General features: G+C 37.6%; 13 protein-coding genes. 3 read left to right on the top strand and 10 right to left on the bottom strand.

Going from position 1 to position 13,318, the window contains the following annotated elements; all coding sequences use genetic code 11:
• Window positions 1–157 precede the first annotated feature (157 nt).
• The 5 genes from EDD61_RS09400 to EDD61_RS09380 form a co-directional block, all read right to left on the bottom strand.
• A complete protein-coding gene (locus EDD61_RS09400) occupies window positions 158–2,107 on the bottom strand; it encodes an ABC transporter permease (RefSeq protein WP_132225133.1) in 1,950 nt (649 codons plus the stop codon).
• On the bottom strand, window positions 2,094–2,858 hold the full coding sequence (locus tag EDD61_RS09395) for an ABC transporter ATP-binding protein (RefSeq protein ID WP_117547892.1): 765 nt from the start codon (window positions 2,856–2,858) through the stop codon (window positions 2,094–2,096). The genes EDD61_RS09400 and EDD61_RS09395 overlap by 14 nt, the downstream gene beginning before the upstream one ends.
• 93 nt (window positions 2,859–2,951) lie before the next feature.
• Entirely contained in the window at window positions 2,952–3,944 is a 993-nt protein-coding gene (locus EDD61_RS09390; RefSeq protein WP_132225131.1) for a sensor histidine kinase, read from the bottom strand.
• Complete coding sequence (locus EDD61_RS09385) at window positions 3,941–4,603, bottom strand: response regulator transcription factor (protein ID WP_117547890.1); 663 nt, start codon at window positions 4,601–4,603, stop codon at window positions 3,941–3,943. The genes EDD61_RS09390 and EDD61_RS09385 overlap by 4 nt, the downstream gene beginning before the upstream one ends.
• A 90-nt stretch (window positions 4,604–4,693) precedes the next feature.
• A complete protein-coding gene (locus EDD61_RS09380) occupies window positions 4,694–5,254 on the bottom strand; it encodes a VanZ family protein (protein ID WP_017144746.1) in 561 nt (186 codons plus the stop codon).
• A 210-nt stretch (window positions 5,255–5,464) separates the two neighbouring features.
• On the opposite strand from EDD61_RS09380, the gene EDD61_RS09375 reads away from it, so the two are divergent.
• The gene (locus EDD61_RS09375; protein ID WP_132225129.1) at window positions 5,465–7,138 is read left to right on the top strand and encodes a putative bifunctional diguanylate cyclase/phosphodiesterase; all 1,674 of its coding nucleotides are present in this window, start codon (window positions 5,465–5,467) and stop codon (window positions 7,136–7,138) included.
• Between the two features lie 46 nt (window positions 7,139–7,184).
• On the opposite strand, the gene EDD61_RS09370 is transcribed toward EDD61_RS09375, so the two are convergent.
• Complete coding sequence (locus EDD61_RS09370; RefSeq protein WP_008690455.1) at window positions 7,185–7,607, bottom strand: PH domain-containing protein; 423 nt, start codon at window positions 7,605–7,607, stop codon at window positions 7,185–7,187.
• Between the two features lie 170 nt (window positions 7,608–7,777).
• Between EDD61_RS09370 and EDD61_RS09365 the strand changes: the two genes are divergently transcribed.
• On the top strand, window positions 7,778–8,260 hold the full coding sequence (locus EDD61_RS09365) for a hypothetical protein (protein ID WP_128125067.1): 483 nt from the start codon (window positions 7,778–7,780) through the stop codon (window positions 8,258–8,260).
• Between the two features lie 247 nt (window positions 8,261–8,507).
• Here EDD61_RS09365 and tpiA read toward each other — a convergent pair whose 3' ends face one another.
• Both tpiA and EDD61_RS09355 read right to left on the bottom strand, forming a co-directional pair.
• Window positions 8,508–9,254 (bottom strand): triose-phosphate isomerase, encoded by a 747-nt coding sequence (gene tpiA, locus EDD61_RS09360; RefSeq protein WP_008690451.1) that lies wholly within the window; start codon window positions 9,252–9,254, stop codon window positions 8,508–8,510.
• Window positions 9,255–9,279: 25 nt separating this feature from the next.
• A complete protein-coding gene (locus tag EDD61_RS09355; protein WP_008690448.1) occupies window positions 9,280–10,458 on the bottom strand; it encodes a phosphoglycerate kinase in 1,179 nt (392 codons plus the stop codon).
• A 229-nt stretch (window positions 10,459–10,687) separates the two neighbouring features.
• On the opposite strand from EDD61_RS09355, the gene EDD61_RS09350 reads away from it, so the two are divergent.
• Window positions 10,688–12,265: a GGDEF domain-containing protein gene (locus EDD61_RS09350; RefSeq protein ID WP_132225125.1), complete on the top strand. Its 1,578-nt coding sequence runs from the start codon at window positions 10,688–10,690 to the stop codon at window positions 12,263–12,265.
• A gap of 92 nt (window positions 12,266–12,357) precedes the next feature.
• Here the strand turns inward: EDD61_RS09350 and EDD61_RS09345 are convergent, their stop codons facing one another.
• Entirely contained in the window at window positions 12,358–12,993 is a 636-nt protein-coding gene (locus EDD61_RS09345) for an HAD family hydrolase (RefSeq protein WP_008690445.1), read from the bottom strand.
• A gap of 9 nt (window positions 12,994–13,002) precedes the next feature.
• Window positions 13,003–13,260: an HPr family phosphocarrier protein gene (locus EDD61_RS09340; protein ID WP_008690442.1), complete on the bottom strand. Its 258-nt coding sequence runs from the start codon at window positions 13,258–13,260 to the stop codon at window positions 13,003–13,005.
• Window positions 13,261–13,318 lie beyond the last annotated feature (58 nt).

The following is a 13,318-nucleotide window of genomic DNA, read 5'->3' as shown; positions in this document are numbered from 1 at the left end:
CATACATAAAGGTAAAGAAATGCTCTGATCCTGCGCGTAAAAGCAAGAATATCATAGATCAAGCACTCTATATAAAACGTGAGTCTGTTGCCAATAAGAGCGTAATGCTATATAGAAAGCAACGATCAAACTTTGTATGGGCGATACTTTTATTATTCTATATATCCAAATTACGACGACAGCTGATATAGGTTAATGCATAATAAGCAAGATAAATGGTAAAGAACAATGCAAGTGTAATTCCTAAATACATATACATTGGTGTTGTCGCATCGGTTGTGGTAAACATAATATCCAAGCTGTTCAGTATGGGAATCATAAAGAAAGCAGGCAGCAGCAACGGCAATAGGAAATACAACAGATTCTGATAATGTAAAAGACGATATAACGTTTTGCGTGATGCGCCCATTTTATGCAAAAGCGCATACTCATATTTTTGGGCTTCAAGATCACTTAATTGCTGCGTTGCTAGGATGGTACCGGCAGCACAGATGAAGATGAAAGCAGCATAGAATAAACAAAAAACAATGGTCACATAGGAAAACATGGATGTTTCCACATAGCTGCTATGCAAACGAACACTGCTATACTCTTGTAACTGGGAATTGCTGCATCGTTCATAAAGTTGATCTTCCCAAGCACTTGGTAATTCTTTGGCACTTTGCGCTACATAATAAAAGGTATCTCCTTTTACTCCTTGCACATACACATCAGGCACAACTACAAAATACATTGTCTGTAATATTTCCTCGGTACAGACATAGCGCAGTTTCATAAGCTTTCCATTGATGGTAAACGGATGCTTGCGGCAATAACTTTCCATAAGTTCCTGCTGCTTCTTACTTACAACAAGCATGTATTCATCCTTTTCTAAAGCAGGTACTTTTTTGCCTTTTAATTGCAATAATCGTTGTACATCAGCATAACGCATAAAGGTCGTTGTCCGATAATACGTGGAATCATATGCCGTATGATCCAAAGCTTTCGCAAAGGTTTGTTTCACCTTTACATCATCCCTAAGATGTGTATAAGTTTGATACGTATGATCTTCATAAGTAAGCTTTTTTTCAGCCAAAAATCCTGCCGCCTTTTTGATATATTGCTGATGTTGGGTAATCACTTGTAAATCAAAAGGAGCTGCACTATGAATCGTCAAATCCGTTGTTTCTTTGAACTTCATGCCAAAGCAAAGAAAACAAATCGTCACTAAGGTCAATAAGGATAATGTTGCCAATACAATACGATTTGAGCGTAACCGCCCTTGCAATCGTCCCAACAAAAACATCCTATTGTGTTGATACTTCAATTGTTTATGCTGATCTAAAAAATGCTGCAAGAAACCGGAGAGTCCCAAAAAACAAGCATAAATTGATGCAATGATCAGCAAGACAGCCGGTAACAATTTTTTGGTTTCTTCAACATCACGTATTCCATTGCGCATGCCATCATAAAATAACTTTAGTCCCACGGCTGCACATAAAATCGCCCCAAGCATGTACATCAGCGTATGGAGGCGTCCTTTTTTCACTGTTTCATTTTGCTGATCCTGATACAGCAGGGTATGAATATTTACATGATGCAAGATACGATATTCTTTCACCAATTCATATGCATATAGGATAAGAAAGGCGAGAAAGGTAACACCTGCCGCTGGAATGGAAAAGCGAAAAGCAAACTGATAAGCGATGCCAAAAATATGCTGAATGATGGCTAATAAGATTTGAAAGGTAAACAAACCAAGGATACAGCCAATGCCATAAGCAAAAAGTCCCATGCAAAATTGTTCCAACAAAAACATGCGACAAACTTGTTTACGCGTCATCCCCATCAATAAATACATGCCAAATTCTCGACTGCGCTTTCGTAACATAAAGTTCGCTATATAGGAAATCAACCAGCCAATCACAATAACAAGTCCCATAGATACAACCAAAATAACCTGAGCAAATGCATCCATATGCTTGCTAAGCTGTAGCACTTGTTCACTGAACGCTACTGCCATAAAGGAATACATCAACATCATAGATATGACCATCGTTAACATGAAGATGGCATATTCTTTCATACTGCGTTGTAAATTACGTAAAGTGAGTTTAACGTATAGCATGTACATCACCGCCTAACAGCATCATGACATCTAAAATCTTCTGATAAAATGATGAACGGCTATATTCTCCGCGATATAGTTCATTAAAAATTTTACCGTCCTTTAAAAAGAGAATTCGTTTCGCATAAGAGGCACTGAATGCATCATGTGTAACCATCAAAATAGAAGCATGATCTTCTGTATTACGCTGTAAAAGCTGTTCCATAAATAAATAAGACGCATGGGAATCTAACGCTCCGGTTGGTTCATCTGCAAGTATTAAGGAAGGCTGATGGATCATAGCTCTGGCACAGGCACAACGCTGCCGCTGTCCTCCACTGACTTCATATGGATATTTCAGCAATACATCTTCAATACCGAGTCGCTGCGCCATCTTTAACACTTTTTCATCAATCTGCTTTGTATCGTAATGCAATAGCGTTAAAGGAAGCGCGATATTTTCATCTATACGCAGCGTGTTTAATAAATTTAGATCCTGAAAGATAAAGCCAAGCTGTTGTTTCCGAAAAGCAGCTAATGCTTCTTCCTTTTTCGTAGACACATTTTCATCCTGCACATAAATATCACCGCCACTTGGTGTATCGATGGTAGCTATGACATTTAATAACGTTGTCTTTCCACTGCCACTTGCCCCCATCACCGCCATAAATTCCCCTTGTTCCATGGTAAAGCTGATATCATCCAAGGCTTTACATAAATTCCCGCCATTTCCATAATATTTTTCTACGTGTTCAACTCTTAATAATGTCATCTTGCTCACTCCTTTACACATTAAGTATAAAGGTTTCCCTTTTCTGTTTGTATGATGTTTCCTTACGCTGTCCTTACAAAGTTGAAAGAACTTTTATTTATGAAAGCGTAGCTGCATATCGGTAAACACGCCTTCCTTAGAACGTACCATCATTTCTATCTGCAGCGCATCACACAGTCGTTTGCATAAGTATAAACCGATGCCAGTCGCATGTTGATTATGCTTTCTTCCATTTTCTCCCGTGAATCCTTTTTCAAATATTCGTGTTTGATCCTGCATAGGAATACCAGCCCCATTATCCTGCACATGTAAAGTCACATAGGAAGCATCCTGGGTAATGTATAAATATAAATGCGCTTTTTCTTTTCGATACTTGACAGCATTTTCAATCAATTGGTTCAATATAAAAATAACCCACTTCTCATCGGTTGCCACAATTGCCGATGTAAAAGCAAAATGAATTTGTAAAAAAGCGCTTGTGCATAAATACTTGCACTGTAACAAAGCCTCACTGCAACAATCATACAAATCACAATACTGTATTCGTAAATCTTTTTCCACATTTTCACTGCGAGCATAAAATAATGCCTGTTCCACATAATGCTCTACCCGCTCCACTTGTTGCAGCATATCCCGCTTGCGCTTATCCTGCACATTCTCACATTGCAGCTTTAATGCCGCAATAGGCGTTTTAATTTCATGTACCCATTGTTCCACATATTCCTGATATTGCAATCGTTCTCTTTTCACTTCACTGATTTTTTCCAACATGCTTTTATTACCAAGGCGAAGCAGGTAAGCATAAAACTGTTCCTGTGGATCTTTATCATGTCCTAAGACTTCCTGTAATAAATATTTCTGATCCAATGTCTGCGCAATTCGTTCAATCTCTTTTTTCCGCTTGCTGCGCTGTCTGCCTACTTTTATTAAATATGCGCAAACCATACATCCACTCATAACATTCAAGAATGCTAAAACTTCCCATGCTATGCCCATGCCATATAAAACACCATCACATAACAGCATCCATAAAAACATAAGAATCAAAAAGAAAGCATGTCGCGCAAAGACTTCTCTTACATTCATATCCAATACCCCTGTCGATGTCTGGTATGAATGAACGCTTCTACACCGAGTTCCTTTAGTTTCGCACGTATTCTCGTAATATTCACACTTAATGCATTATCATCAATAAATAGTTTATTATCCCATAAATCATCAATCAAGTCATCACGGGCAACGATTTCTCCTTTATGACAAAATAAATTGTATAAGATGCGCAATTCATTCTTTGTCAATTCGCACTCTTTACCCTCATAAGCTAAAACACTGCGAGCAACGAAAAGATATACACCGCGATGGGTAAGAATGGTTTCGCCATGTGCATACGTGCGCTTTAAAACAGCTGCGATGCGGGCTAAAAGGATACTGATATTATATGGTTTCGTGATAAAATCATCCCCGCCTAAAGTCATACTGCAAAGCTCATCCATATCCGTATTGCGACTTGTCACAAAGATGATCGGCACACCGGAAAAAGAGCGTATCTGTTTGCATAATACAAAACCATCAGTATGGGGAAGATTAATATCCAACAGAATACAATGCGGTTCTTCGCGCTGTAACAAGGATTGCATATCTTCCGTCAGATTCCACACACAGCAAGCATATCCCTGCCGCCGCAAAACCTCGGATAATTCTTTTACGATTGTTTCATCATCTTCAATGAGCAATATCTTATACATGGCACTCTTTCCTTTCTTGTTGTTACTTGTCCTAACTCATTATACACGAAAGAAAAAGATGACGGCTGTCATCTTTCAATATTGTAAGAACTATTCATACATCTCATTGACCTTATGTACCAACAAAGAAATGCCACTGGCAAACCAGGAAAGCACCGTCCAGATACAAGTTGAAACAAGAGCTCCAAACGTATCTAGATAAACATCCTTCATACTCGAAGTTCGGCCGGTATAGCGTTGATGTAGCTCATCGCCAAAGGCAAAACAGAAACAGATACCGACAGTTAATAAAAAGCGCAAGGTCTTATTTACACCGAGAATGGCCAAGGTGATATAAATACCACATGCTAAAGCAAAATAAATCGAGAAATGGGCCAGTTTACGTATATTGGAATTCCAGTCACTGCCATATGGCGAATGCATAATGACATAATACTTTATTTTTTCCGAAAGCTGCATTCCCTTCTCAGAAGATTCTAGCCTTGTCTTTACTTCTTGTTTGATTTTTTCCGTAACGATTTCACTTCGTAAATTTGATTGCGCACCATTCTCTGCTGACAGCTTGTAAATACTAAACATAACCGAACCGCTGATACCCAAAAATAACAATGCGCAGAAAATACGAATACCCATATGCTTTTTCTTTTTCATAAAGTTCATCACCTTTGCCCTATTTTAAAACAAATTCATAAGTGTGACAACCATTAATTCCACACTTCACAAAATCTTAAGAAAGCCTTCACATAATGGTTATCTTTTTTACTTGTTTGGTTATATTATCGGGTATAAAATTTATTCTTTATTCTATGAAATTCATTGGAATCATGATATATTAGAAGAAGAGAAAGAAGAGGAATGGCTATGGATAACAGAGATTTATTTCGTCAGTTTCATATAGATGCAAGCCTTTTTTATGATGCCATCGTAAACAGTACAGATGATTACATCTATTTAGTTGACATGCAAAGCGATATATCTCTGATATCTGAAAACATGTATCTTGATTTTGATTTGCCCGGGCGTTTAGTAAAAGGACTGGTTCCTATCTGGGGTGATCTTATTGTCGATAAAGATCGTAAACGTTATGATGAATCCATTGCCCGTATGCTAAATGGAGATACTGATGAGCATAATGTAGAATATCAAATACGTAATCGCAAAGGTGAATTGATCTGGATCGTATGCCGTGGTTTATTAAAGCGTGATCAGGATGGGACACCGTTACTGTTTGCCGGGATGATCACCCGTTTAGAGGACAAAGGAAGAATTGACCATATCACCGGTCTTTTAACTCAGAAAAGCTGTATTGATCATTTAGCCATTCTGTTGGAAAGTGGAAAACATGGCAGTATGATGTTACTGGGTCTTGATGACTTCTCACATATTAATACGTTACAAAATCATGTATTTGGTGATATCGTTTTACGTCAGTTTGCTCAGGATATTCAAAGTTTACTGCCCTATGATGCGCAGATTTATCGTTATGATGGTGATCAATTTGCTATTGTTTATGATGAAGCCGATGAAAAGAAAACCGATGAGCTTTATCAAAAACTACACGCTTACAGCAACCATCCGCATCAAAGCGATGCCGGTTCCTATTATTGTACCGTTTCAGCAGGAGTCGTTATGATTCCTGAAAATGGCAATGACTATTTAGACTTAATTAAATATGCCGTCAGTGCGTTAGAAGCCAGTAAACAGAAAGGGAAAAATACATGTACCTTTTTCAATGATGATTTAATTAAACAGAAACTGCATCAGATTGCCATCAATGAAGAATTACATCATAATGTGTTACACCAGATGCGTAATTTTTATGTAGTATATCAGCCATTGCTTCATACGAAGACCATGAAGATACAAGGCAGTGAAGCTTTAATGCGTTGGAAAAGTGAAAAATTCGGCGATATTTCACCTATTGAATTTATCCCTGTTTTAGAATCCAGCGGCTTGATCATCCAAGCTGGAAAATGGATTCTGGAGCAAGCGATTGCCACTTGCAAAGAGTGGAGCAATCTTATAAAAGATTTTATCATGAATGTTAACGTATCGTACTTACAAATATTAGAAGATGATTTCGTAGAAACCATTCGCAGCTTATTAGCAAAATATGAATTGGCTCCGGAACATATTGTTATAGAATTGACTGAAAGCTATTTTGTCACCGATATGGGGCCAATACGGGAATGCTTCTCCACTTTAAGAAAAATGCATATCCGTATCGCCATGGATGACTTTGGTTCTGGTTATTCTTCCTTAGGAATGTTGACACAGGCACCTGCTGATATTGTTAAAATTGATCGTTCCTTTATCAATGCCATTCATACCAATCCGTTTAATCTCTCCTTTATCAATGCTGTCATTTCTTTATGTCACAGCATTGACATTGAAGTTACCGTAGAAGGGGTAGAAGAAAAGAACGAGTTGGATACCGTCTGTACGCTGCAAGCCGATACCATTCAAGGATTCTATGTCTCTAAACCAATTTCGAAAGCAGCCTTTCACAAACAATATATCACAGCCAAACAGTAAAAAAGCTGCATTGCACTGTAAATAAAAACAGAAATGCAGCTTTTGCTTATAATATTTTAGAACGATGCTTCAATTGCGCTATAAACTCATCTTTTTTTACCGGTGAGATAAGTATTTCTTCCTGCTCATGCGCTTCATTCACATAAGTGATATCCAAGCGATCATTTGATAAAGCCACGGAGGAATAAGATGCCTGTGTTTCTTCAATACTTGTAATCGCAAAATAATGTATTTTCTTATGACAAAAGCAGGCACTTTTGATTTCTAAATAATCTTCCTGAAATGCATACCATGTATCAAAGGTTGCCCACAGTAATAAGAAATCTATACAAAAAACAGCCAGTAACTCTATGGCATCCAGAGCGATATCCTTTTGATGTATCACCAAGCGCAGCATCATAAATGTACAAAATGCCATAAAGATCAACGCCGCTATCCAAAACGCACCTATCTTTGACTTTACTTTCATAAATATCTACCTCTTTTATAACCTATTATACGTGATTCTATTAAAAAAGAAAAGCCTTACAACCAAGAGAAAAAAGAAAGAAAGGGATGCACATGCCAGCTCTTAAAACCATCGCGAAAAAGCCTAAATGCTTGATAATCCTATCAGTTCTTTGCATATGCCTGCTGCTTATGTTTTTATATCAAAATAACAAGACACCAAAACTTGTTTATCCGACTGAATACCAGAATATCTTAGAACATATGGAAACAGAGGATATAAAACAATATAAGAAAGATAAGGAACGATTAAAAAGCTTAATACAACAGACACAAAAAGACATTGCGCATTGTCATCAAGTAAAAAAGAAACTATCAACACTTGAAGATCAAAGCAAGGAAGCCGAGCGTGCCATGTATGATGCGATGGATAAAGCTTTGTATGTAGGAAAATTCATCTGTAAAGTTAATACTTGTCAGGGAAATCCTGATGATCCAAATTATAATGCTTTCCTTAATGCTACAAATCATTTGGTCGCTATGAAGAAACAGCTGGCAGATGCCAAAACAGCCTTAGCTAAGGCAAAAGAAGAAGCAGAGCAGCTGACACATTATAAACAATTACTACGTCATATGGAAAAGACGCTAACTCAATTGCAGAAGAAAACCAGATAAGCAATGGCATAAGCCGATGTAATACAAAGGAAAACTAGCGCGGTTTTCCTTTTTTGATGTACGCTATTTGCTAAATGAGCTTAGACTGCCATAGTACTCCTACTTAAGATAACAGCAAAGCATTTTTCTGATTAAAAGCTTACAATATGAATGATAAACTGTATCTTAAATGAAAAAGGCTAGTTGATTATGAACTGCATACATTGAAAAAAGGAGCAGATTGCTCTACTCCTTCACCTATAAGATCTTATTTTGTTTTTTCGATGATTTCAATAAAGCTGTCTGCTTTTAAGCTAGCTCCACCAATCAATGCACCATCGATATCTGGGCAAGCCATATATTCAACGATGTTGTTAGGTTTTACAGATCCACCGTACTGTACACGTACATTTTCCGCAGCTTCATCACCATACATGACACGAACCTGATCACGTACGATAGCGCAGCAGTTCTGTGCATCTTCTTTTGTAGCAGATTTGCCAGTACCGATTGCCCAGATTGGTTCATAAGCGATAACCATGTTACCAACACATTTTGGACATAAGTTAGCCAAAGAACCACTCAACTGTTCACGGATAACTTTTTCCGTTTCACCAGCATCATACTGTGCTTCTGTTTCACCAATGCAAAGAATTGGTGTGATACCTGCATCAATTAAGCGTTTTGCTTTTTTGTTTACGGTTTCATCAGTATCCCCAAACATCTGACGACGTTCAGAGTGGCCAATGATACAGTGTGTAACGCCAACTTCCTGCAACATAGGTACAGAAACTTCTCCTGTGAAAGCACCTGTATCTTCAAAATGGCAGTTTTCAGCAGCTACGATTAAGTTTTTAGCACCTGCAACAGCTGTAGCTAATGCAGTATAAGGAGCACCGATACCATAGGTAGCGTTGTCACTTGCCGCAACACCATCTACAGCTTCCATGAATTCTTTTGTTTCCTTCATGGTTTTATTCATTTTCCAGTTTCCGACAATAATTGGTTTTCTCATGATTTATTTTCTCCTCTAATGTTTTTTATTTATCACTGATAACAGCGATACCTGGCAGTTCTTTACCTTCCATATATTCCAAAGAAGCTCCGCCACCGGTAGAAATATGAGAGAATTTTTCAGCGAATCCTAACTGGATTGCCGCTGCTGCAGAATCTCCGCCACCGATAACTGTTGTAGCTCCTGGTAATTCAGAAATTGCTGTACATACTTCCAAAGTACCCTTAGCAAATGGTTTCATTTCAAATACACCCATAGGTCCGTTCCATACAACAGTCTTAGCACCAGCTAATTCATTCTTGTACAGTTCAATAGATTTAGGTCCGATATCTAAGCCCATGTAATCTGCAGGGATGTTGTCATTGTCAGCAACAACTGTGTTTGCATCTTCTGCAAATGCATCAGCACATACATGATCAACTGGCAGGATCAATTTACCTTCAGCCTTAGCTAAATATTCTTTTGCCAATTCCAGCTTATCTTCTTCTACTAAAGATTTTCCAACATTGTAACCCTGTGCTTTCAGGAATGTATAAGCCATACCGCCACCGATCAGAACTTTGTCTGCTTTCTTCAGCAGGTTGTCAACAACAGCAATCTTATCAGATACTTTAGCACCACCGATGATTGCAACGAATGGACGTTCTGGAGTGTCAACAGCAGCACCCAGCATCTTTACTTCTTTTTCTACTAAGAAACCTAATGCGTTAGGTAAAATAGATGCAATACCAGCAGTAGAAGCATGTGCACGGTGTACGCTACCAAATGCATCTTCTACAAACAAATCACCTAAGCTAGCCCAGTATTTAGCCAATTCAGGATCATTTTTGCTTTCGCCTTTTTCATAACGAGTATTCTGAACAACAACGATTTCTCCATCGTTCAATGCTGCAACAGCATCTTCCAGTTCTTTTCCTCTTGTTACTGGTACGAAAGTAACTTTAGTATCAACCAGTTCACTTAAACGATCAGCTACACAACGCAAATCGTTTTTTGCTTTGTCTTCTTCTGTTTTTACTTTACCTAAGTGTGACATCAAGATAACTTTTGCATTGTTTTCAATCAGGTATTTAATTGTAGGTAACGCCTGAATGATACGGTTGTCATTTGTAATTTTTCCATCTTTTCTTGGAACGTTGAAGTCGCATCTTACGATAACGCGTTTTCCAGCAACATCTAAATCTTTTACAGTTCTCTTTGCCATTGTAAAATCCTCCTTATGTAACGGTCTTATTATACCACTAAGAGCCTTATTCGTAAACGTATTTTGCGAATTTGCGAATAAAATCACAATTTCTTAACAAGAGAAGATAACGCCGGTAAATTCTGAAAAATAACCACATAAATAGTATTTTTGTTAACGCTTTTATAGTATAATATGGATATCAAACATTCATAGCAAAAAATTATGGTTATAAAAAAGAGGGATGTATATGGATGAGTATAAACATAAAAAAGAGGAATTGATGAATCTGCTGGTACAGCATAGCAATGCGGATATGGATGATGAGTTTCAACTGGCAAATGAGCTTCTGACATTAGGGGAAGCGCATAAAGATACCCATGCCATCGCCTTTGCCCACACCTTTCTAGCCGATTACCATCTGATGATTCGTGAACATGAAGCATGTCTGAAACATCTGCATATTGCATTAAACCTGGGAGAAGAATATCATTACACTGATTTATTACTACGCAACTACACCATTGCCGGTTTGTATTATAATTCTCATTTTGATGAAGTAAATGCTATTCAAAACTTATTAAATGCCTATAACTTAGCGGAGAATGAAAAAGATCTGCATCAAAAAATGGTAGTTTTAAACAATATTGCCACGATGTTTTTTCAAAAGGAAGATTATCAGGAAGCTCTGTATTATATTAAGATGGCATATCAAACCTTCTTGGATAAGAAAGCTACCATTATGACACATGCCGATCTGTTGGTAATCTTAAATCTGATACAGTTAGAAATCTTTAACGAACATTTAGATAAAGCCATAAAACGTTATCAAGAATATGCGGCGGAACTAGTATCCTTTAAAGCTTCGCCATTGTCGACACATGTCATTCGTTTATGTGAATTGTACCTTGCCAATGCCAGCAAACGTGTCGATAGCGTCAAACGAATTGCTGATTATTTCAGTGAAAGCAATCTTCATAAACATAAAAACCGGACCTATTATTTCACCTTCTACTGCGATATCTTTGCCATCCTCCTACAAATCAAAGATCAGGAACGAGCAGAAAAATATTTACAGTATATGGGAGAAATGTGTCTGGAGGATGATGTCGAACAACAGTTGCAATTGCATCGTAATTGGATTCGCTATGCGGAGTGTTTCCATTTAGAAAATGTCTTAATTAATTCCTATAAGCAATATTATATGTTACAAAAATTGGTTGAGGATATGACAAATAAGACAAAGTCAGAAAGTATGAAAGAAAAGATTAAAATGAACCAGATTATGAAAGAACGTGATCGTTTCCGGAATGAGAAGAATCAGTTAGAGGCGCAGATAAAAATTGATGGTCTCACCCGACTGTTTAATCGTTCTTATTTTAATTCCCTGGTCTGTGCGATGCATAAAAACCCGCATGTATCAACAATCGGTATCGTGGTAGCCGATGTGGATTATTTTAAAGAATTCAATGATTATTATGGTCATCATATGGGGGATAAACTGTTACAAAACGTTGCCCGCTGTATGGATGAAAACGGCGATTCGCGTTTCTTTGCTGCACGTTTTGGCGGTGATGAATTTATCACCTTATGCGTAAATATCACAAAGGAAGATATCTGTGAATACCTCGATCATATCTATGCCGAACTTGATCAAATCGGCATGGAGCACAAGATGAATAAAGCTGCTGAAAAAGCGACAATTTCCTGTGGCTTTACGATCTTTCAAAATGATGATCTATTCCGTTATGAAGATGCCCTTACCATGGCTGATGCTGCTTTATATAAAGCAAAGTCTGCCGGTAAGAATCAATATAAGCAGTATTAAAAGCTCTTTAGAGCTTTTTTATTTGATGCCATTTGCATTAAAATAAATAGCAACGAAATCATCGCGCTTTATATTTTTAAGATGTATTGATGTTACCGTAGGATGTTATAAACATCCTGAGGATCGTATAAACAATACGTATAGGGTAGTTCTTCTTCACTGACAACTCCCCATTTTGCCCATGCAAAATCAACACCGGCAGCTTTCGCACAAAGGGCATCGTTGATAGAATCGCCAATGAACAGTAATTCTTGCGCAGTCAAATTTGTTTGTTCCATAATGTAATATAAAACATCCGGTGCCGGTTTTGTATGCTTTACCACATCCTGCGTACCAATACTAGAAAAGGCTGAAAAGATATCTGCATCAAACATAGATTGCAATTCTAAAAAAGCCGTTGTATTTCGCGAAGTGGCTATTCCTAATGCAATCCCATCGTCCAGCAGTTGTCGTAAAAGTTCTTGGATACCTTCAAAGATATGCGTATGTGAAGAAAAATCTCCACACTTTCCAAAGCATAGTTCTTCAAATTGCCGTTTACAGCTTTTCGGTATCTGTAAATAGGCCAGATTTTCCTCATCACTCATATAATAACAAGGAATAAAAAACGCGTAAGGCTGCTTCTTACGTTGAGGAAACATGGAGCTATATCCCTTTTGTATCATCGCAATCATAGCGGAAGAATCAAGTAACGTGCCATCACAATCAAAGACAATCATTTTATACATGTTATCACCTCATAAATAAGAGTGGCAGTATTGCTGTAACGCCTTCACAACGCGGCATTCGTCCTCACCACAAATTTCAAATAGGATTTCTTCATCTTTATGAATACTAAGTTCCATTATTTCTACCATTCTTTTCGCATTCGCACATCGATTTTGGCAATATAGTTTTATATCACTTTGATACATTCTGGCAAATTGTGCTAATGCTGAAGCCGGCCTGGCATGAATGCCCATCATCTTTTTTACTTTATATGTTAATTTCTGCATAGTTTCTCCTAATCTTATCGCTTTGATAAAAAAGATGCTGATATGATTATTGAAACAC

Source organism: Longicatena caecimuris, assembly GCF_004341945.1.
Classification (GTDB): Bacteria; Bacillota_I; Bacilli_A; order Erysipelotrichales; family Erysipelotrichaceae; genus Longicatena; species Longicatena caecimuris.
Note: the sequence above shows the minus strand (reverse complement) of the source record. Positions and strands in the feature narration are given on the sequence as shown.

Coding starts and splice junctions, on each gene's coding strand:
- EDD61_RS09345 (WP_008690445.1), bottom strand. CDS start 12,993: ATGTATAAAATGATTGTCTTTGATTGTGATGGCACGTTACTTGATTCT.
- EDD61_RS09365 (WP_128125067.1), top strand. CDS start 7,778: ATGTTTTTATATCAAAATAACAAGACACCAAAACTTGTTTATCCGACT.
- EDD61_RS09355 (WP_008690448.1), bottom strand. CDS start 10,458: ATGGCAAAGAGAACTGTAAAAGATTTAGATGTTGCTGGAAAACGCGTT.
- EDD61_RS09375 (WP_132225129.1), top strand. CDS start 5,465: ATGGATAACAGAGATTTATTTCGTCAGTTTCATATAGATGCAAGCCTT.
- tpiA (WP_008690451.1), bottom strand. CDS start 9,254: ATGAGAAAACCAATTATTGTCGGAAACTGGAAAATGAATAAAACCATG.
- EDD61_RS09400 (WP_132225133.1), bottom strand. CDS start 2,107: ATGCTATACGTTAAACTCACTTTACGTAATTTACAACGCAGTATGAAA.
- EDD61_RS09380 (WP_017144746.1), bottom strand. CDS start 5,254: ATGAAAAAGAAAAAGCATATGGGTATTCGTATTTTCTGCGCATTGTTA.
- EDD61_RS09340 (WP_008690442.1), bottom strand. CDS start 13,260: ATGCAGAAATTAACATATAAAGTAAAAAAGATGATGGGCATTCATGCC.
- EDD61_RS09350 (WP_132225125.1), top strand. CDS start 10,688: ATGGATGAGTATAAACATAAAAAAGAGGAATTGATGAATCTGCTGGTA.
- EDD61_RS09370 (WP_008690455.1), bottom strand. CDS start 7,607: ATGAAAGTAAAGTCAAAGATAGGTGCGTTTTGGATAGCGGCGTTGATC.
- EDD61_RS09390 (WP_132225131.1), bottom strand. CDS start 3,944: ATGAATGTAAGAGAAGTCTTTGCGCGACATGCTTTCTTTTTGATTCTT.
- EDD61_RS09395 (WP_117547892.1), bottom strand. CDS start 2,858: ATGACATTATTAAGAGTTGAACACGTAGAAAAATATTATGGAAATGGC.
- EDD61_RS09385 (WP_117547890.1), bottom strand. CDS start 4,603: ATGTATAAGATATTGCTCATTGAAGATGATGAAACAATCGTAAAAGAA.